General features: G+C 71.7%; 18 protein-coding genes. 12 read left to right on the forward strand and 6 right to left on the reverse strand.

From position 1 onward, the window contains the following. Window positions 1-432 precede the first annotated feature (432 nt). The 4 genes from MED15_RS26870 to MED15_RS26885 all read left to right on the forward strand — a co-directional run bounded on the left by MED15_RS26870 (window position 433) and on the right by MED15_RS26885 (window position 5,030). Complete coding sequence (locus MED15_RS26870; RefSeq protein ID WP_112726471.1) at window positions 433-3,567, forward strand: sensor histidine kinase; 3,135 nt, start codon at window positions 433-435, stop codon at window positions 3,565-3,567. Then, the gene (locus MED15_RS26875) at window positions 3,564-3,971 is read left to right on the forward strand and encodes a roadblock/LC7 domain-containing protein (protein ID WP_007465177.1); all 408 of its coding nucleotides are present in this window, start codon (window positions 3,564-3,566) and stop codon (window positions 3,969-3,971) included. The genes MED15_RS26870 and MED15_RS26875 overlap by 4 nt, the downstream gene beginning before the upstream one ends. Before the next feature lie 89 nt (window positions 3,972-4,060). Then, window positions 4,061-4,426, forward strand: a complete 366-nt coding sequence (locus MED15_RS26880; RefSeq protein ID WP_007465174.1) for a DUF742 domain-containing protein — start codon at window positions 4,061-4,063, stop codon at window positions 4,424-4,426. Continuing rightward, a complete protein-coding gene (locus MED15_RS26885) occupies window positions 4,407-5,030 on the forward strand; it encodes a GTP-binding protein (protein WP_030329978.1) in 624 nt (207 codons plus the stop codon). Before MED15_RS26880 ends, MED15_RS26885 begins: the two co-directional genes overlap by 20 nt. A 44-nt stretch (window positions 5,031-5,074) precedes the next feature. Here MED15_RS26885 and MED15_RS26890 read toward each other — a convergent pair whose 3' ends face one another. The 6 genes from MED15_RS26890 to MED15_RS26920 form a co-directional block, all read right to left on the reverse strand. Beyond that, a complete protein-coding gene (locus MED15_RS26890; protein WP_112584864.1) occupies window positions 5,075-6,163 on the reverse strand; it encodes a uroporphyrinogen-III synthase in 1,089 nt (362 codons plus the stop codon). Further along, on the reverse strand, window positions 6,163-6,510 hold the full coding sequence (gene nirD, locus MED15_RS26895; protein WP_091402335.1) for a nitrite reductase small subunit NirD: 348 nt from the start codon (window positions 6,508-6,510) through the stop codon (window positions 6,163-6,165). Before nirD ends, MED15_RS26890 begins: the two co-directional genes overlap by 1 nt. Further along, on the reverse strand, window positions 6,507-9,044 hold the full coding sequence (gene nirB / locus MED15_RS26900) for a nitrite reductase large subunit NirB (protein ID WP_112737269.1): 2,538 nt from the start codon (window positions 9,042-9,044) through the stop codon (window positions 6,507-6,509). Before nirB ends, nirD begins: the two co-directional genes overlap by 4 nt. Next, a complete protein-coding gene (locus MED15_RS26905; protein WP_112726469.1) occupies window positions 9,041-10,480 on the reverse strand; it encodes an FAD-dependent oxidoreductase in 1,440 nt (479 codons plus the stop codon). Before MED15_RS26905 ends, nirB begins: the two co-directional genes overlap by 4 nt. Further along, entirely contained in the window at window positions 10,477-12,642 is a 2,166-nt protein-coding gene (locus MED15_RS26910; RefSeq protein ID WP_112733718.1) for a molybdopterin oxidoreductase family protein, read from the reverse strand. The genes MED15_RS26905 and MED15_RS26910 overlap by 4 nt, the downstream gene beginning before the upstream one ends. Window positions 12,643-13,121: 479 nt before the next feature. Continuing rightward, window positions 13,122-13,451: a hypothetical protein gene (locus MED15_RS26920; RefSeq protein WP_112733726.1), complete on the reverse strand. Its 330-nt coding sequence runs from the start codon at window positions 13,449-13,451 to the stop codon at window positions 13,122-13,124. 270 nt (window positions 13,452-13,721) lie between these two features. Between MED15_RS26920 and MED15_RS26925 the strand changes: the two genes are divergently transcribed. The 8 genes from MED15_RS26925 to rpsI all read left to right on the forward strand — a co-directional run bounded on the left by MED15_RS26925 (window position 13,722) and on the right by rpsI (window position 18,963). Continuing rightward, entirely contained in the window at window positions 13,722-14,489 is a 768-nt protein-coding gene (locus tag MED15_RS26925) for a helix-turn-helix domain-containing protein (RefSeq protein WP_112733724.1), read from the forward strand. After that, window positions 14,480-14,677: a DUF397 domain-containing protein gene (locus tag MED15_RS26930; protein ID WP_112733714.1), complete on the forward strand. Its 198-nt coding sequence runs from the start codon at window positions 14,480-14,482 to the stop codon at window positions 14,675-14,677. The genes MED15_RS26925 and MED15_RS26930 overlap by 10 nt, the downstream gene beginning before the upstream one ends. A gap of 267 nt (window positions 14,678-14,944) precedes the next feature. Beyond that, window positions 14,945-15,640, forward strand: a complete 696-nt coding sequence (locus MED15_RS26935; protein WP_112601045.1) for a methyltransferase domain-containing protein — start codon at window positions 14,945-14,947, stop codon at window positions 15,638-15,640. A gap of 89 nt (window positions 15,641-15,729) precedes the next feature. Next, window positions 15,730-15,987 (forward strand): DUF6364 family protein, encoded by a 258-nt coding sequence (locus tag MED15_RS26940; RefSeq protein ID WP_091403518.1) that lies wholly within the window; start codon window positions 15,730-15,732, stop codon window positions 15,985-15,987. Next, window positions 15,977-16,270, forward strand: a complete 294-nt coding sequence (locus MED15_RS26945) for a hypothetical protein (protein ID WP_091402325.1) — start codon at window positions 15,977-15,979, stop codon at window positions 16,268-16,270. The genes MED15_RS26940 and MED15_RS26945 overlap by 11 nt, the downstream gene beginning before the upstream one ends. 154 nt (window positions 16,271-16,424) lie before the next feature. Continuing rightward, window positions 16,425-17,807 (forward strand): nitrate/nitrite transporter, encoded by a 1,383-nt coding sequence (locus tag MED15_RS26950; RefSeq protein ID WP_112584874.1) that lies wholly within the window; start codon window positions 16,425-16,427, stop codon window positions 17,805-17,807. A 209-nt stretch (window positions 17,808-18,016) separates the two neighbouring features. Continuing rightward, entirely contained in the window at window positions 18,017-18,460 is a 444-nt protein-coding gene (rplM, locus tag MED15_RS26955; protein ID WP_053653864.1) for a 50S ribosomal protein L13, read from the forward strand. A 20-nt stretch (window positions 18,461-18,480) separates the two neighbouring features. Further along, complete coding sequence (rpsI, locus tag MED15_RS26960; protein ID WP_112584876.1) at window positions 18,481-18,963, forward strand: 30S ribosomal protein S9; 483 nt, start codon at window positions 18,481-18,483, stop codon at window positions 18,961-18,963. The last annotated feature ends 50 nt before the right edge of the window (window positions 18,964-19,013 follow it).

Here is a 19,013-nt window from a genome sequence, read left to right on the forward strand (position 1 = left end):
GGTGCGGGCGCGGGCGCTGCCCGGTCACCGCCGCTAATCCGTCCTCAGTGGAGGACGGGATCTCCTCTGCCGTACGGTGTGCGCGAAGCCTGCAAAACCTTGCCAATGGCCGGCGCTGTGGTCAAGCGCGGACCCCGGCGGCATTTTCGGGACGGCCATCCCACATGCTGGGGTAACGCAATGTTTGCAAAATCTCACTTTGCATACACGCGTGACCACTCTGGAGTTACATGCCCTGTTCAGGGGCTTGCGGAAATGAAGGTATCAGTTGCCCGGATCACGGGATGCGCTCCGTCCGACCGTTTCCTACCTCACTGCGGCTTCCCAAACACGATCATCTCTGATGAAATCGCGGCCGTGCCGCGCGTGGTCCCCTCCGCTTACGGCATGGCTCGGCGGCTCAGGCGGGGAAGAAACGACGGAGGCGATGTCGTGAGCACCGGACCGACGACCCTGCCCGCGCTCGGCGACAGCGGTCGGCCTGCGCGCCGACGGATGCCGAGACTGCGTGACGCCCGGATCCGGTCCAAGTTGGCGTTGATTCTGGTCGTCCCGGTGGCGGCGGTGATCGCGCTGGCCACGGTCCGCCTGATCTCCGTCGGCGAAGGCGCGTTCGACGCCACGCGGGCCCGGTCACTGACGGCCCTCTCCGTCGACGTCAGCGCTCTCACCCAGGACCTCCAGGCCGAACGGATGGCCGCGGCCGCCTACCTCGCCGCTCCACAGCAGCCGGCCGACGCGTACAACCTGCGGGTCCGCCAGACGCAGCAGCGGGTGGACGAGTACCGCGCCGAGCGGGGCCGGATCGGCGACGTGCCGACCGCCCTGCGGGACCGGCTGGCCGCCATCGACGACCACCTGGCCACCCTGGACGGCACCCGTCAGGAGGTGCTGGACCGCCGGCAGATGGCGGTCGCCGAGGCGGTGCTCCGCTACGGGGTCATCCTTACCGACCTGGTCTCGTACGGTGACGGCCTGGCCCAGCTGCCCGGCGACGAGAGCCTGGCGGACAGCCGCCGCGCGGTCGCCGCCTTCGCCCGCGCCAAGGCTTCCGTCGCGGAGGAAGAGGCCGTCGCCTTCACCGCGCTGACGGCCGGCCAGCTCGACTCGGAGCAGTTCTCCTCCTTCGTGGCAACGTTGACCGGTCAGCAGGAGGCCCTGGTCGCCTTCTCGCTGGCCGCCGACCCGGTGCAGCGCGCCCTGGTCGACAGCACCGTTTCCGGCGACGCGGTCGGCCTGGCCGACCGGGTGGCCACCGACATCACCCGCTCGGTCGGGCAGCGCCCGCTGGTCACCGCACAGGACGCCACCGCGGCGATCGGCGCTGTGAACGACCTGATGCGCTGGGCCGAGATCCAACTGCAGGACCGACTGTTCCAGCAGGCCGACCAGGCCCGCTCGGACGTCATCCGGCAGGCAGTGGTCGAGTCGATCCTGGTGCTGCTGACCCTGATCATCGCCGTGTCGCTGGCCGTGGTGCTGGCCCGCTCGCTCAACCACTCGCTGCGCCGACTGCGCGAGGGCGCCCTCTCCGTGGCCAACCACGACCTGCCCGATGCCGTGCAGCGGCTGCAGAACATGGGCAGCGTTGGTGACGGCGGGGTGGACGAGATCGTCCGCCAGGTCCGGGACCCCATCCAGCTCAACACCCGCGACGAGGTCGGTCAGGTGGCGCTGGCCTTCAACGTCGTACACCGGGAGGCGGTGCGGGTCGCCGCCGAGCAGGCGGCACTGCGCACGAGCGTCTCGGCCATGTTCCTCAACCTGGCGCGCCGTAGTCAGACCCTGGTCGACCGGATGATCGGCGAGCTGGACGCGATCGAGCGCGGCGAGGAGGACCCGAAGCGGCTCGCGCAGCTCTTCGAACTGGACCACCTGGCCACCCGAATGCGCCGCAACGACGAGAACCTGCTCGTCCTGGCCGGCGCCGACTCCGCCGCACCGCGTCACGACAACGCGCTGGTGGTGGACGTGCTGCGCGCCGCCCAGTCCGAGGTGGAGCTCTACAACCGCATCGAGTTCGGCACGGTCGACACCGACATCTCGGTGGCCGCGCACGCTGTCAACGACGTGGTACGCCTCGTCGCCGAGCTGCTCGACAACGCCACCCGATTCTCGCCGCCGAACACCACCGTGGTCGCCGACGGTCGCCGGATCCGCGATTACGTGCTGATCCAGATCGAGGACCGCGGGCTCGGCCTCACCGACGACCAGCTCGACTCGCTCAACCGGCGTCTGGCCGCCCCGCCGAGTGTGGACGTCGCCGCGTTCCGACTGATGGGTCTGGCCGTTGTGAGCCGGCTCGCCTCCCGCTACGGCATCCGGGTGGAGTTGCGCCGCAACGTCGAGGGCGGCACCGTCGCCCAGGTGACGTTGCCCGCCGCCACCGTGGTGCTGCCCAGCAACCGGGGCCGCGAGCAGGTGCTCACCCGGCCGCGTCAGCCGATGGCAGTGGAGCAGGCGCCACTCACCCCGGCCGGTCACGCCGAGCAGTTCGCCGGCGCCGCGACGACGGCGGCGACGTTGCCTGACCAGTGGCGGACCAGCCCGCCGGCACCCGCCCAGTGGCAGTCGCCGCTGGACTCGCGGGACACCACCCCGGCCGTACAGGCGGGTGGCTACACCGGTCCGCGCTCGGCCATGCCACCGGCACCCGCCGCCCCCGCGCCCGCCGCCCCGCTCCCGCCGGCCCGGCCGGCCTACAGCAACGGCGCGGGCGCTTCGCTGGGCAGCCCGACAGTGGCCTACCCGACCGTCGATCCGCTGCCTCGGCGTGGCTCCACCCCGGACGCCCCGGACACCGCGGATGGGCGTGCAGCCCAGGGCCTCCCGGTCGGGCCGGTCGCCGGGCCGGGCGCGGTGGCAACGCCGGCCGCTCCGTCGGTGCCCGCCGCACCGGTCAGCACCCGGCCCGACTTCCCGGCCGAGGCTCCGATCTTCCGGGAGATGGAGGCGGTCTGGTTCCGGTCGCACGGCGACGACGCCACCGCGATCTTCACCCGGCCCAACTTCGACGAGCCGCCCGCGCCCGCCACGACCGCTGCGGCCGACACCGGCCTGCGCACCGGCAACGGCGGCCAGCCGAGCACCGGGTCGGCGCCGGCCGCGTCGCCGGCCCGCCCGAAACTGCCGACCCGTACCCCGGGCAGCTCCGGCACCGACGGGACGGCCACCCCGGGCGCCGACGGCCTCGGCGCCACCATGGACGGGTTCGGGGCACGGCCGTCGGCGCCGCCGACGTACGCCCCGCCTCCGGCCGCCCGGCCGGCTCCGGCCGCACCCGCCCCCGACCCGGGGGCCTGGCGTACGGCGGCGGACGAGGGCTGGTCCCGGGCCAGCCGGGCTGCCGAGCCGGCTCCCGCCGGGACCACCCGCTCCGGGTTGCCCAAGCGGGTGCCGCAGCAACAGCTCGTGCCGGGTGGCATCGAACCGAAGAGCGGACGGGACCGCAGCCGGCGGACACCGGATGAAGTACGTGGTCTGCTGTCGGCCTACCACCGCGGTGTGCAGCGCGGTCGGACGGCCGGAACGGACCTGAACAGCACCTCGACCAAGGAGAGCCGATGAACAGGCCAGCTGCCATGCAGGACATGGGTTGGCTGCTCACCAACTTCGCCGACAGCGTGGCGGGCATCGCCCACGTGGTGGCGGTGTCCGCTGACGGGCTGCTGCTCGCGTCCTCCCGGGATCTGCCGGGGGACCGGGCGGACCAGCTCGCCGCGATCACCTCCGGGGTGGTGAGCCTGACCGAGGGCGCGGCCCGCATGTTCAGCGCGGGCGGGGTGTTGCAGACAGTCATCGAGATGGACAGCGGGTATCTCTTCCTGATGTCGATCAGCGACGGCTCCTCGATGGCCGTGCTGGCCGCGCGGAGCTGCGACGTGGGCCAGGTGGGCTACGAGATGGCACTGCTGGTCGAGCGGGTGGGCGCCGCGCTGGTGCCGCTGCCGCGCGACGCGGTGCGTTCTTAGCACCGGAAGGCGGCGCTCATTCCGAGCGCCGGACCAGGGACGAGAGGCGGCACAGTCCGGCTCCGCAGGGGACGAGGAGGTGATCGGGAATGGACCAACGACGCGCTGACCCGCGTGGCGCGCTGGTGCGTCCGTACGCGGTCACCCGTGGTCGTACCGAGCCCCGGCAGGACATCGCCCTCGAGGCAGTCCTCACCGCCTCTCCCACCCAGGTCGCCGAGTCCCGGTTCGCCGGGCACGACAAGCACCGCATCGCCACGGTCTGTGAGGGCCGAGCACAGTCGCTGGCGGAGATCGCCGCGTATACCCGGATGCCGCTGGGCGTCGCCCGGGTGTTGGTCGCCGACATGGTGGCCGAGAGCCTGCTGACGTTACACACTGCTGCTCCCGCCGAGGGGTTCGAGGAGCGGATGGAACTGCTTGGAAGGGTGCTAAGTGGACTTCGCAGGCTATGACCCCGCAGGGGGGCGGCCGGGCCGGGGAATCGTATCCGCGAAGATCGTCGTCGCGGGCGGCTTCGGCGTCGGTAAGACGACACTGGTCGGGGCGATCTCCGAGATCACACCGCTGACCACCGAGGCGTTGATGACCGCGGCGGGTGTCGGCATCGACGATCCGTCCAAGGTGCCGGGCAAGGAGACCACCACGGTCGCCATGGACTTCGGCCGGATCACCATGGCCCAGGACCTGATCCTGTACCTCTTCGGTACACCGGGTCAGACCCGGTTCTGGTTCATGTGGGACGAGATCATCCGGGGGGCGGTGGGTGCCGCCGTGCTGGTGGACACCCGCCGGATCACCGACGCCTTCGCCCCACTGGACTACTTCGAGAACCGCAACCTGCCGTACGTGGTGGCGCTGAACAAGTTCGACGGCGCACCGCAGTACGAGGCCGAGGAGGTCCGCGAGGCGCTGGCCATCTCGCCGCAGGTGCCGCTGGTGATGACCGACGCCCGGCAGCGGGACTCGGTCAAGCAGGTGCTGGTGACTGTGGTCGAGCACGCCATGCTCCGGCTCCAGTCCGAGCACGGGCGGGGCTTCCCGACGCCGGTCGGCTGAAACGCCGCGTCACGGCCGGCTCGCGACGGCCGGCCGTGACGCGTTCAGTCGACCCGGAGCCGGTAGCCGCGCTTTACCACTGTCTGCACCACGCGGGGTGCGCGCAAGCCGGCCCGTAGCCGGGCGACGGCCATCTCCACGGCGTGCTCGTCCGCGCCCCGGGGCAGCGTCCGCAGCAACGCCGTGCGGGACAACACCCGACCCGGGGACTGGGCCAGCGCCCGCAGCACCGCCATCGGCGCGGGCGCGAGTGGCCGTAGCTCGCCGTCGATCACCGCGGCGTGCCCGCGCAACGTGAGCAGATGCCCGCCGGCCTTGAACGTCACGGTCCGGCGGGGCAGCTCGTCGACGATGGTCCGCACCAGCGCGCCCAACCGGGCCCGACCGGGCGCGCTCACCGGCACCCCGCGCCGCAGCAGCGGCTCGGCGGTCACCGCCCCGACGCAGCTGGCCAGGACGTCGCTGCGCAACGCGGACAGCACCGCGTCGGTGCGGTCACCGGCGGCCCGCAGCAACGCTTCGACCGCCGGCGCCGAGGTGAACGTCACCGCGTCCACCAGCCGACCGGCGATCAGGTCGATCAGCCGGTGCAGCGGTGCCGGATCGGTCGGCGGCGCCCAGCGGTAGACCGGCACCTCGATGACAGTGGCGCCCGCCGCCTCCAGCGCGAGCGTGCACTCCGGCTGCCGCTCGCCGTGCAGCTGCATGGCGATGACCTGCCCGGCCACGCCGCGCCGGCGCAGGTGGTCCACCACCTCGTCGCAGCTTTCCGAGGCGGGCGACCACTGGTCGTGCAGCCCGGCAGCCCGGATCGCGCCGCGTGCCTTCGGGCCGCGCGCCACCACGTACGAGCTGGCCAGCACGGAGCGCAGCGGCTCGGCCAGCCCCCAGCCCTCGGCCGCCTCCAACCAGCCGCGCATGCCGATGCCAGTGTTGGCCATCAGGATGTCCGGCGGCTGGTCGAGGCAGGCGCGGGTCGCCTCGCGCAGCTCGGTGTCGTCGGACAGCGGCACGATCCGCAGCGCCGGAGCGAGCACCACCCGGGCGCCCCGTCGTTCGAGCAGCGCGGCCAACTCGTCGCGCCGCCGGTCGGCGGTCACCCCGATGGTGAAGCCCGCCAGTTCTTCCCGCATCAACCCTCCTGTCGCAGCCGCACCTCGACCAGCCCGTTGCGGCAACGTGCGTCGTGTCGGGCCACGGCCACCCCGGGCAGGTCGAGACAGTGCCCGCTGCGCAGGTCGTACACCTGCTTGTGCAGCGGTGAGGCGACCGTCGGCACTCCGCCACGGCTGCCGACGATGCCCCGGGACAGCACGTACGCCCCGGAGACCGGATCGCGGTTGTCGATCGCGAACAGCTCGTCGGCGGTCCGGAAGAGGGCGATCTGCACCCCGTCGACCAGGGCGGCGACGCCCCGGTCCGGTTCCAACCGGTCGAGCAGGCAGACGGTGGTCCAGGTCAGCGTGAGGGTCTGGGTCATCGCCGTACCTCCGGTAGGCCGAGGGTGACCGGTTGCCGACGTTGATTGTTGGTCGGCTCGGATCCGGTCGGGGACTGGTCGCGTACGGGCACCGGCTGGCCGCGTTCCCGGGTGAAGGTGATCGACGGGTCCGGTACGTCGGGGGCGTTGACGAAGGAGGTGTAGCGGCGCAGCCGATCCGGGTCGTCCAGGACGTCGCGCCACTCGTCGGAGTACGACGACACGTGCCGGGCCATCGCCGCGTCGAGGTCCTCGCAGAGCCCGAGCGAGTCGTCCACGATCACCGAGCGCAGGTGGTCCAGGCCGCCGTCCATCGCCTCAATCCAGCCGGCGGTGCGTTGCAGCCGGTCGGCGGTGCGGATGTAATAGATAAGAAATCTATCGATTAGTCGAATCAGTGCTTCCGTCGACAAATCAGTGGCGAACAGGTCGGCGTGCCGGGGCCGGAAACCACCGTTGCCGCCGACGTAGAGATTCCAACCGGTCTCGGTGGCGATGATGCCGAAGTCCTTGCTGCGCGCCTCCGCGCACTCCCGGGCGCAACCGGAGACCGCCGACTTGAGCTTGTGCGGCGCACGCAGCCCGCGGTAGCGCAGCTCCAGCGCGACGGCCAGCCCCACCGAGTCCTGCACCCCGTACCGGCACCAGGTCTCGCCCACGCACGACTTCACGGTGCGCAGCGCCTTGCCGTACGCGTGCCCGGACTCGAAGCCGGCGTCGACCAGCCGCCGCCAGATCTGCGGCAGCTGCTCCACCCGCGCCCCGAACAGGTCGATCCGCTGCCCACCGGTGATCTTCGTGTAGAGCTGGAAGTCCCGGGCGACCTCGCCGATCACGATCAGCTTCTCCGGGGTGATCTCGCCGCCCGGGATCCGGGGCACCACCGAGTAGCTGCCGTCGCGTTGCAGGTTGGCCAGGAAGTGGTCGTTGGTGTCCTGCAACGACGCCTGCTCGCCGTCGAGCACGTGCCCGCCGCCCAGCGAGGCGAGGATGGACGCCACCACCGGCTTGCAGATGTCGCAGCCGCGGCCCCGACCGTGCTCGGCGACCAGCCGGGAGAAGGTGCGGATGCCGCGGACGCGAACGATCTCGAACAGCTCCCGCCGGCTGACGTCGAAGTGCTCGCAGAGCGCGCTGGACTGTGCCACCCCGGCCGCGTCCAGGAGCTGCTTCAGCATCGGCACGCAGGAGCCGCAGCTGGTGCCGGCCCGGGTGCACGCCTTCAACGCCGGCACGTCCGCGCAACCGTCGGCGATGGCGGCGTCCACGTCGCCCCGGGTCACCGCGTTGCAGGAGCAGACCTGCGCGGCGGCGGGCAGCGCCCCGGCGTCCGCGCCGCCGCCGTCCGGGGCGAGCAACGCCAGCGGCGCGGCCGGCAGCGGGCCGCCCACACTGGCCCGCAGCGTCGGGTACGCGCTGGCGTCACCCACCAGCACCCCGCCGAGCAGGGTGTGCGCGTCGTCGGAGAGGACCAGCTTCGCGTAGACCCGGGTGGCCGGGTCGGTGAACGTGACGTCCAGGCAGCCCTCGGTGGTGCCGTGGGCGTCGCCGAACGAGGCCACGTCGACGCCGAGCAGCTTGAGTTTGGTGGCGGTGTCCGCGCCCGGGAAGGTCGCCGCGCCGCCGACCAGTCGATCGGCCACCACCTCGGCCGTCGCGTACCCCGGCGCGACCAGCCCGTGGCAGGTGCCGTCGACAGCCGCGCACTCTCCGACAGCCCAGATCCGCTCGTCGGCGGTACGACAGGTCGCGTCGACAAGCACCCCGCCGCGCGGGCCCAGCGGCAGACCGGCGTCCCGGGCCAACTGGTCCCGGGGCCGGATGCCGGCGGCCACCACGACCAGCTCGGCGTCGAGGGCGGTGCCGTCGGACAGTTCCAGGGCCGCGACGCCGCCGTCCGGGCCGGGAAGGATCGCGGTGGTCGCCACCCCCAGATGGGTCCGTACGCCCAACTCGTCGACGTAGCGGCGGAGCATCGCGCCGCCGGCCTGGTCCACCTGCACCGGCATCAGCCGGGGCGCGAACTCGACCACGTCGGTGCTCAGGCCGAGCAGCCGCAGGGCGTTGGCGGCCTCCAGCCCGAGCAGCCCGCCACCGATCACCGCGCCGACCCGGCGGCCCCGCGCGTACGCCCGGATCGCCGCCAGGTCGTCCAGGGTCCGGTAGACGAAGACCCCGGGCAGCTCCGTGCCGGCCACCGGCGGCACGAACGCGTACGACCCGGTGGCGAGCACCAGCGCGTCGTAGCGGTATTCGCCGACTGCGGTGGTCACCACCTGTCGGTCCCGGTCGACGGCGGTGGCCGGCTCGCCGAGTCGCAGCCGCACCCCGTCGTGCGGGGTGTGCAGGTTGAGTTCGCTCTCACTGACCCCGTCGAAGTACGCCGAGAGTCGCACCCGGTCGTACGCCGGGCGCCCCTCCTCGGCCAGCACTGTCACCCGCCAGGTGCCCTCTGGGTCACGGGCGTGCAGCGCGTCCACGAAACGCTGCCCGACCATGCCGTTGCCGATGACGACCAGTTCGCCGCCGCTCATCGCGTCACCTCCACCGATTCCGCCTGGCTCAGCCAGTCGACGATGCCGCTCACCGCGTCCCGGCATCCGCCGCATCCGGTGCCGGCCCGGGTCGCGGCCACCACCGCATCGACCGTCCGGGCGCCGGAGCGCCAGCTTCTGACCAGGGCGCCCTTGCTCACCGTGTTGCACTGACAGACCGTGGCCGCGTCCGGCATCAGCGCCGGTGAGGCGGCCGGGGTCGCGCCGATCGCACCGAGTGCCCGGCCGAGCAGCAGCGCCCGTCGGTCACTCGGCACCGGCTGACCACGGTCGAAGAGTTGGATCACAGTCCCGACCGCCGGGTTGTCGCCGAGCAGGATCGCCCCGATCAGCCGCTCGTCCCGGATCCGCAAACGGGCGTAGGTGCCCCGGGTCGGGTCGGCGAAGGTCAACTCCTCGCCCGGCCCGCCACTGGACGCGTCACCCATCGACGCCAGGTCGATCCCGGCGGCCTTCAGCCGGGTCACCACCGGCCGGGGCCGGTAACGGGCCAGCGGGTCCGTCCCGGTCAGCACGTCCGCGAGCACCTGGGCCTGGGCCCAGGCGGGCGCGACCAGCCCGGTGAGCACGCCGTCGTGCTCGGCGCAGTCGCCGATCGCCGAGATGGACCGGTCGCTGGTGCGAAGCCGGTCGTCCACCACCACGCCGCGCCGTACGGTCAGGCCGGCGGCCTGCGCGAGGGCGGTGTCCGGGCGTACGCCGCAGGAGAGCACCAGCAGGTCGGCGTGGAGCGACCGGCCGTCGGCCAGGTCGAGGCGGACACCGCTGGCGTCCGCGGCCACGCCGGTCGTCGACACCCCCAGTTGGACGCTGACACCGAAACCGGCGAGCGTGCCCGCGAGCACCGCGCCGGCCGTCGGGTCCAGCTGCCGTTCCATCAGGTGCTCTCGCGGGTGCACCACTGTGGTGGCCAGCCCCCGGGCGGCCAGCCCTCGGGCGGCCTCCAGACCGAGCAGCCCGCCGCCGAGCACCAGAGCGCTGCGGGCGCCGTCCGCGGCGGCGAGGATCCGCCGGCAGTCGTCCAGGGTCCGGAAGGGGACCACCCGCTCCGGCAGGTTCGCCGGGTCGAGGCCGGGCAGCGTCGGCACCACCGCCCGGGCGCCGGTGGCGAGCACCAGGTGGTCGTATCCGATTCGTTCGCCGTCGTCGGTGCGGACCTCCCGGGCGGACCGGTCGACGGCGATCACCGGTACGCCGCTGCGCAGGTCGACGCCGTGCCCGGCGGCTTCGGTCAGCTCCACGTCCGGCTCGTCGATCCGGCCGGCCAGCAGGGTGGAGAGCAGGATCCGGTTGTACGCGCGGTGCGGCTCGGCCCCGAGCACTGTGACCTTCCGGTCTCCCTCCCGGGCGTGCAGCTCCCCGGCGAGGCGCGCGCCAGCCATCCCGTTGCCGACGATGACCACCCGGGCGGTCATGCCTTCTCCACCCGGACCGCGCAGATCTTGAACTCGGGCATCCCCGAGATCGGGTCCACCGCGTCGTTGGTCACCGAGTTGGCGCGTCCCGCTCCCGCGTAGTGGAACGGGGCGAACACGGTGTCGGGTCGGATCCCGGCGCTGAGCCGGGCCGGCGCGCGGAACTCACCTCGGCGGGAGGTGACCCGCACCGGGTCGCCGTCGTCGATGCCCAGCCGGGTGGCCAGATCGGGGTGCAGTTCGACGAACGCCTCCGGGGCGGCGCGGCGTAGCGCGGCCACCCGTCGGGTCTGGGTGCCCGACTGGTACTGCGCCAGCACCCGACCGGTGGTGAAGTGCAGCGGGTACGTGACGCAGACCTCTTCGGCGGCGGGCCGATGGTCGACGGGGTGGAAGCGGGCCCGGCCGTCCGGGGTGGCGAACCGGTCGGCGAAGAGTCGGGGCGTGTCCGGCCCGTCCTCGGTCGGGCAGGGCCAGTAGACCCCGTCGTCGGCGTCGATCCGGTCCCAGCTGATGCCGGCGTAGTCGGCGGCCCCACCGGCGGAGGCGCGGCGCAGCTCGGCGAAGACGGCAGCCGGGTCGGCCGGGAACCGAGCCGCCGCGACGGCGGCCGGTCGGACACTGACCGGGTTGGCGTCGGCCGGGTCGACGTCCGCCTCGGCCAGCCGTGCCGCCAGGTCGGAGATGATGGCGAGGTCGGTCCGGACGCCCGGCGGGGGTGGCCGTAGCGCGCGCCGACGCAGCACCCGACCTTCCAGGTTGGTCATGGTGCCGTCCTCCTCGGCCCACTGCGCGGTGGGCAGCACCACGTCCGCCAGCGCGGCCGTCTCGGAGAGCAGGAGATCCGCGACGACCAGCAGGTCGAGATCGCGCAGCCGGCCCTCGATCCGGGCCGCCCGGGGTGCCGAGACCACCGGGTTCGACCCGAACACCAGCAACGCGCGCGGGCCACCCGGGGTGCCGAGCGAGTCGAGCAGTTGGTAGGCGGGCACTCCCGGGCCGGGTAGTTCGTCGGCCGGCACGCCCCAGACCCCGGCCACGTGCTCGCGGGCCGCCGGGTCGTCGATCCGCCGGTAGCCGGGCAGCTGGTCGGCCTTCTGCCCGTGCTCCCGCCCGCCCTGGCCGTTGCCCTGGCCGGTGAGGCAGCCGTACCCGGAACCGTCGCGGCCGGGCAGACCGAGGGCGAGGGCGAGATTGACGTACGCGGTGACGGTGTCCACCCCCTTGGCGTGCTGCTCGGCCCCGCGCGCGGTCAGGATGATCACGCGACCGCCGGTGCCCAGCGCTCGGGCGGTCGCCTCCAGGTCGGCCACCGGCACCCCGGAGAGCTGTTCCGCGCGGGCCGGCCACCAGGCGGCGACGCCTCGGCGGACCGCGTCGAATCCGGTGGTGCGGTCGGCCACGTAGGCCCGGTCGACCCAACCCTCGGTGAGGGCGATGTGCAGCAGCGCGTTGGCCACCGCGAGATCGGTGCCGGGCAGCGGTTGCAGGTGCAGGTCGGCCTGGCGGGCGGTGGCGGTGACCCGGGGGTCGATGACGATCAGTTTTCCGCCGTTGCGCCGCTGCTCGGTGAGCCAGCGCACCAGCGGCGGCATGGTCTCCGCGGGGTTCGCTCCGACCAGCAGCAGGGTGTCGGCCCGGCCCAGGTCGGCGAGGGGGAACGGCAGCCCGCGGTCGATGCCGAAGGCGCGCATCCCGGCGGCTGCCGCCGAGGACATACAGAACCGTCCGTTGTAGTCGATGTTCCGGGTGCGCAGCCCGATCCGGGCGAACTTCCCCAACGCGTACGCCTTCTCGTTGGTCAGGCCACCGCCGCCGAAGACGGCGACCGCGTCCCGGCCGGCGTCGTCCTGGACGGCGCGGATGCCGGCGACCACCCGGTCGAGCGCGGTGTCCCAGCTCGCCGGGTGCAGTTCGCCGGTGGCCGCGTCGCGCACCAGCGGAGTGGTCAGCCGATCCGGGTGGTCGAGCAGTTCGGCGGCGGTCCAACCCTTCTGGCAGAGCCCGCCCCGGTTGGTGGGGAACTGGCGCGGGTGGACCGTCACCCCGGCGTCGTCCGCGCGCAGCGTCATCCCGCACTGCAGTGCGCAGTACGGGCAGTGCGTCGCCACTTCCCGGGGCGTCAGCCCCGGCGGAGTCGCCGACCGTGCACCGTCTGTCATGTCGGGAAAGCGTGCCGCCGGGCGGTTTCCGGTCCGGGTCCCTTCTGTTTCGGTCCTGTCAAGTGGGGCTCACACCGCACCGGGGCAGCGAGCGTGTTGGAGGGTGCGAGTCGGAGCCTGTGGAGCTGAATCGCTGACGACATCGGCGGTTGATTCGTTTGCGACATCAGTTCCAAAGCGGGAGCGCACTTCAACTCGCGGGGGCGGTCAGCGCAAGTCGGCGCGGTGTGGTCGGCGGGTCAGGGACAACCAGCCCAGGAACCGGGCGTGAAGTGCTCGCGGGTCAGGGCGAACGCCCAGGGAGTACAGGTCGTCAACCGCGTCTTGCATGTGCGCTGCCAAATAGAACGCCAGGGCTATCGAATGGCCGTAGAACTCGGTCGCGAGGTGAAGCTGAGCTGGCGCACACGGCCACGGCGCGGCGCAGTTACGGCAGAGCCACGCCGGGCGCATCGGATAGTGCGGACGAGGGCGGCGGGTCATCCGACCCTCACCGGACCGCGCTTGACGGGCTTGCGGGTGGTTGGGCGACGACGGGCCGCCGGGGCGGGCGGGTCCGGCCAGGTCAGGCCCGCCGGCATCACGAACAGGGACCGGCGGGCGACCGCGTCGCCGTTCGCGGCCAGCTCGTAACCGTCAATCCACAGCCACCCGTCGTACGTCGGCCAGTCCAGAACGCGAATCACGCGGACGAGGATCGGGCGCAGGAACTGCACACTCGCGGCGCGGCTCAGGTGCAGGACGTCACCCGTGCGCGGCTCCCGCGGTTTGGGCTTCGGCTCGGGTCGCCGATCGGGCGGCTCGTCCAGCACCGGCGCTCTCCCCTCGTCGTCACTTTGGGAAGGGGTCAGCCCGTCAGTGCTCGCCCGGGAGATCTTGGACAGTTTCCGTTCTGACGTAACGGAAACTGTCCAAGATCTGGGCAGGTCGAGGGTGGCCCCGGCACGAGCGCGTCCGCCGGGTTCCGTGTGGTACCTACCGGCCGCGCCGTCTGATCCCACCTTGCGGGGGGTGATGGGACAAGAACAGCCCGTAGCGATATGGTCGCAAGACATTCCGCGCATCCAATGGGGGAGATCGTGAACGATGCGCTACGCGCCGCGCTAGCCGAGACGGGGCACTCGATCGAATCCCTGGCAGGGATGGTCGGCGTCGATCGCAAGACCGTCGCGCGGTGGCTGAATCACGACCACATTCCCCACCCCCGACACCGGGAGGCGGCGGCGAGCGCGCTCCGACGGCCCATAGGGGACATCTGGCCGGACACTTCGAGACGCCGTGAGCCAATTTGGTTCCGACCTTGGCAAGAGATCGAGCGCGAGGCGATCTCGCTGCGGTCGTTTCAGTCGACCGTCCTCCCCGGCCTGCTTCAGACCGAGGCATACGCTCGCGCCGTGCTCGCCGGAGCCGACGTCATCGCCCGCAGCGACGTCGAGCGGCACCTAGCCTCACGACTGGCCCGGCAAAGCATCCTGACCCGTGACGACCCGCCACACTTCACCGCCGTTGTTGACGAAGCCGTGCTGCGGCGGCCAGTCGGCGGACGGGCCACCATGCGTGAGCAGGTGCAGGCGCTCATCACCGCGTGCGGGGCTCCGCACATCCGCGTGCACATCGTCCCCTCAACCGTCGGCGCGTACGCTGGCCTGAACGGTCCCTTCGTGATCGCAGTGGGGCCCGAGCATCGAATTGCCGGCTACCTCGACAATCAGCTTCAGGGACAAGTCGTTACCGGTGCCGAGGACATAGCGGCGATGCTGGCCGCGTGGGAGAACGTACGCGGCGAGGCGTTGTCCCACTGGCAATCCGTCGATTTACTTACGGAGATGGCGAAGACATGGAACTGACCGGCGCGCAGTGGCGTAAGAGCACCCGCAGCAGCGGCAATGGCGGCGACTGCGTCGAGGTTGCGGACAACCTGCCTGGCATCGTTGGCGTGCGGGACTCGAAGGACCCGGCAGGGCCGGCATTGGTCTTCGGGTCAGTGGCCTGGCGGGCGTTCGTCGGTATGGCGAAGGCGCACGACCCGGCCTGACCAGCATGACGCAGCAGGCCCCCGGCTCCTAAGACCCAAGGAGAGCGCCGGGGGCCTTTCGTATGTCCGGGATCAACCACTCGCCGGGCAGCGCAAGCGTGGCCAGATCGACCGCACGGATCGTTCGCGACGGCCTCGGCGGAATCCGTTGTTCGCGTGCGATGGCAGGTGCGAGCCGGAGGCCTTTGGAGCTGAATCGCTGATGACATCATCGTCGTTCCGTAGCCTATAATATGGGAAATATGTCTCAATAGATGGGAGCCCTCGATGAGCGTGACGGACGTCTTCGACGCGGTGGCCGGCACGTACGACGAGGCGCGCAGGCGGTTGATTCCGTGCTTCGACGCCTTCTACGGCACCGCCGTCCAGGTGGCCGCGCCGCCGTTGCGGGCCGCGCTCGCCGCCGGTCGTACCCCGGAGGTGTTGGATCTGGGCGCCGGCACCGGCCTGCTCTCCCTGCTGCTGTCCGCAGCGGTGCCCGGAGTCCGGCTGACCCTGGTGGACGGAGCGCCGGCGATGCTCGCCCGCGCCACCGACCAGTTGGACGCGCGGTCCGTGCCACACCGAACGGTCCACGCCGACCTGGCTGACGAGCTGCCGCCGGGCCGGTACGACGCGGTGGTCAGCGCGCTGGCGATCCACCACCTGGACGACGCCGGCAAGCGTGCGCTCTACCGACGGGCCGCCGCCGCGTTGGCACCGGGCGGGGTGTTCGTCAACGCCGAGCAGGTCGCCGGCCCGACCACGGAGCTGGACCGGCGGTACGACGAGGTGTGGCTGGAGCGGATCGCCGAGCTGGGTGCGTCCCCCGACGAGATCGCGGCTTCCCGGGAGCGGATGCGCCACGACCGCCCGGCCACGGTGGCCGACCAGTGCCGGTGGCTCGCTGAGGCGGGCCTGGTCGACGTCGACTGCTACTTCAAGGAGTGGCGCTTCGCGGTGTTCGGTGGCCGGGCCGGGTAAGCCCGACGGAATGTGCGTTTCGTCGCCCGGGGGCGAGCAGGTGAGCGCGGGGATGACTGTTGGTCACACCGGTGGGTAATCTGCTCGGCATGACTGCCAAGGTGACTCTCTCGTTCACGGACGAGACGATCGAGGAGGCGCGGCGGTTCGCCAAGCGCGAGGGGCTGTCGCTCTCCGCGTGGATGGACCAGGCCGCCCGGGAAAAGGCGCTGCGCGAGGTTTTCACCGCGCACGCCGCCGCCGTGGGCCGCGCCAGCCTGGATCTGGAGTCCGCCGCGCTCGCCGACGCCCGCGAGGTGGGCATGGTCAACGACCTGTTCTCCGGCGGACGGCCGCGTGCTGCGTAGGGGTGAGATCTGGCGCATCGAGGGCGCCCGGGAACGCCTCGGCCTCGTGATCAGCTCGGACGTCTACAACTCCACCGACGTGCCCATCGTGATCGTGGTCGAGGTGGTCGAGGAGTCGCTCCTGCGGGACTCGCCACTCGCCGTGTCGATGGGCCGGTACGTGGTGATGCCCGACCGGATCTCCTCGCCCATGAAGAAGTGGTTCACCGCGTGCGTGGACGTCGCCGACACCGACACCATGCTCCGGGTGGGGCGCGCGCTGCGGATCCTCCAGCAGCTCTGACCGTAAGGCGGCTCTGAGCGCCCCGGTGGCGTGCTCACCATCGCCGCCGGGCCGTGGTGCGATCCCCGTTTCCGGCCCGACCCGCGACGGGCACTGCCAGGTAACCGGGTGTTCCTAGCGTTTCCCCTCGTCACATCGACGAGGAGGAGCCGCCGTGAGCACGCTCACCAGCACCGTAGTCACCGCCGAGCCGCCTGCCGTCACCGGTCGCCGGCGACAGCTGCACGACTGGCGCCCCGAGGACCCGGACTTCTGGCAGGCCACCGGCGCGCCGATCGCCCGACGCAACCTCTGGGTCTCGATCTTCGCGGAGCACGTCGGCTTCTCGGTATGGAGTCTCTGGTCGGTCACCGTGCTCTTCCTCGGCCCCGCGTACGGCATCGATCCGGCCGGGAAGTTCCTGCTCACCGCCGTGCCGGCCGCCCTGGGCGCGGTGCTGCGGCTGCCGTACACGCTGGCGGTGGCCCGCTTCGGCGGACGACGCTGGACGATCATCAGCGCACTGCTGTTGCTGGTGCCCGCGGTTCCGATGACGGTGCTGCTGGAGCCCGGGGTGTCCTACACCACCCTGATGGTGCTCGCCTGCCTCACCGGGGTCGGCGGCGGCAACTTCGCCTCCTCGATGGCGAACATCAACCTGTTCTACCCACAGCGGCTCAAGGGACGGGCGCTCGGGCTCAACGCCGGTGGCGGCAACCTGGGAGTACCCGCCGTGCAGCTGGTCGGCCTGGCGGTCCTCGCCACCGCGGGCGCCGCGTACCCCCGGTTGGTGCCGGCGGTCTACCTGCCGCTGATCGTGCTGGCCGCGCTGGCGGCGGCCCGCTGGTTGGACACCGTGCCCGGGGCGCGCAACGAGCCGGGCGCGTTGCGGGAGGCGGCCCGCGATCCGCACACCTGGGTGATGTCGCTGCTCTACATCGGCACCTTCGGCTCGTTCATCGGCTTCGGTTTCGCCTTCGGTCAGGTGCTCCAGCTCCAGTTCGCCGAGCGGTTCCCCACCCCGGTCGACGCCGCCTGGCTGACCTTCCTGGGCCCGCTGGTCGGCTCGCTGATCCGACCGCTGGGCGGGCACCTCGCCGACCGGTTGGGCGGGGCGCGGGTGACCTTCTGGAACTTCGTGGCGATGGCGGCCGGCGCGAGCACCGTGCTGTACGCGGCGCGGGAGCGTTCGTTCGGGCTCTACCTCGCCGGGTTTCTCGCCCTCTTCGTCTTCTCCGGCGTCGGCAACGGATCCACCTACAAGATGATCCCGGCGATCTTCCGGGCCCGGTCGGCGGACGCGGTGGCCACCGGTCAGCGTGATCCGGAGGCCGCCGCGCGGTGGGCGCGGCGGATGACCGGCGCGTTGATCGGCATCGCGGGCGCGATCGGCGCCTTCGGCGGGGTGCTGGTCAACATCGCGTTCCGCCAGTCGTTCCTCAGCTCGGGCAACGCCGACGCCGCCTACCTGGCCTTCATCGGCTGGTACGCGTTGTGCTTCGCGGTCACCTGGGTGATGTACCGCCGTCCGAGGGCCGGTCGACTCGCCAACGTGTGAGCTGAGCCACCCTCGGCGCGTCGCCGCGCGGGACCGCACCCCCGTTTTGACCTGCGGACGGGGCGCCGGGTATCGTTGCCTGCTGTTGTACGACATCCAGAGGCGTGCCCCATCAGGTACGCTTGGTCGTTCGTGCGCGCTGGTCCGGCCTGCTAGATCTGGTCACCTCGGCGCGCGACCCCAGACCGACGACGAGACAAGGTAGACCTGTGCGTACGTACAGCCCGAAGCCGGGTGAGATCGAGCGTCAGTGGCACGTCATCGACGCCTCTGATGTCGTGCTGGGCCGCCTGGCCACCCACGCCGCCACGTTGCTGCGTGGTAAGCACAAGCCGACTTTCGCGCCGCACGTCGACACGGGCGACTTTGTCGTCATCGTGAACGCGGGCAAGGTTGCGTTGACCGGCAACAAGCGCCAGACCAAGGTCGCTTACCGCCACTCCGGTTACCCGGGTGGTCTGAAGCAGATCGGCTACGACGAGCTGCTGACCAAGCGTCCCGAGCGGGCCATCGAGCTGGCCGTGAAGGGGATGCTCCCGCACAACAAGCTCGGCCGTCAGCTGATCAAGAAGCTGAAGGTCTACGCCGGTGCCGAGCACCCGCACCTCGCGCAGCAGCCGGTGCCGTTCGAGATCAAGCAGATCGCGCAGTGAGCGCGGGCGAAGGAAGCAGCATGACCGACATCATCGAGACCGAGGTCGCCCCGGAAGCCCCGGAGGCCCCCGAGGCCACCGAGGCGCCGGCGCCCGTTGCCCGCGCGCCTCGTGGTGACCGGCCGATCCAGACCGTGGGCCGCCGCAAGGAGGCCATCGTCCGGGTTCGCCTCGTCCCGGGCACCGGCAAGATCACCTGCAACGGCCAGGACCTCGAGGCGTACTTCCCGAGCAAGGTGCACCAGCAGCTCATCAAGGACCCGCTGGTCACCGCCGAGAAGCCCGAGCAGTTCGACGTCATCGCCAACCTGCGTGGCGGCGGCACCACCGGCCAGGCCGGTGCGCTCCGGCTGGGCATCGCCCGTGCGCTGATCATCAACGAGCCGGACGACCGCCCGGCCCTGAAGAAGGCCGGCTTCCTCACCCGTGACGCCCGGGTCAAGGAGAGCAAGAAGTACGGCCTCAAGAAGGCCCGTAAGGCTCCCCAGTACTCGAAGCGCTGATCTTTTCCAGCGCGTTGTACTTCTGACGGACGGCCGGTCCGCCTACCCCT

Source organism: Micromonospora noduli (assembly GCF_003264475.1).
Classification (GTDB): Bacteria; Actinomycetota; Actinomycetes; order Mycobacteriales; family Micromonosporaceae; genus Micromonospora; species Micromonospora noduli.

Excerpts from the sequence above, each read along its gene's own strand:
- MED15_RS26875 (WP_007465177.1), top strand. The coding sequence starts at position 3,564 with ATGAACAGGCCAGCTGCCATGCAGGACATGGGTTGGCTGCTCACCAAC.
- MED15_RS26880 (WP_007465174.1), top strand. The coding sequence starts at position 4,061 with ATGGACCAACGACGCGCTGACCCGCGTGGCGCGCTGGTGCGTCCGTAC.
- MED15_RS26890 (WP_112584864.1), bottom strand. The coding sequence starts at position 6,163 with ATGCGGGAAGAACTGGCGGGCTTCACCATCGGGGTGACCGCCGACCGG.
- nirD (WP_091402335.1), bottom strand. The coding sequence starts at position 6,510 with ATGACCCAGACCCTCACGCTGACCTGGACCACCGTCTGCCTGCTCGAC.
- nirB (WP_112737269.1), bottom strand. The coding sequence starts at position 9,044 with ATGAGCGGCGGCGAACTGGTCGTCATCGGCAACGGCATGGTCGGGCAG.
- MED15_RS26905 (WP_112726469.1), bottom strand. The coding sequence starts at position 10,480 with ATGACCGCCCGGGTGGTCATCGTCGGCAACGGGATGGCTGGCGCGCGC.
- MED15_RS26910 (WP_112733718.1), bottom strand. The coding sequence starts at position 12,642 with ATGACAGACGGTGCACGGTCGGCGACTCCGCCGGGGCTGACGCCCCGG.
- MED15_RS26930 (WP_112733714.1), top strand. The coding sequence starts at position 14,480 with ATGGAACTGACCGGCGCGCAGTGGCGTAAGAGCACCCGCAGCAGCGGC.
- MED15_RS26935 (WP_112601045.1), top strand. The coding sequence starts at position 14,945 with ATGAGCGTGACGGACGTCTTCGACGCGGTGGCCGGCACGTACGACGAG.
- MED15_RS26940 (WP_091403518.1), top strand. The coding sequence starts at position 15,730 with ATGACTGCCAAGGTGACTCTCTCGTTCACGGACGAGACGATCGAGGAG.
- rpsI (WP_112584876.1), top strand. The coding sequence starts at position 18,481 with ATGACCGACATCATCGAGACCGAGGTCGCCCCGGAAGCCCCGGAGGCC.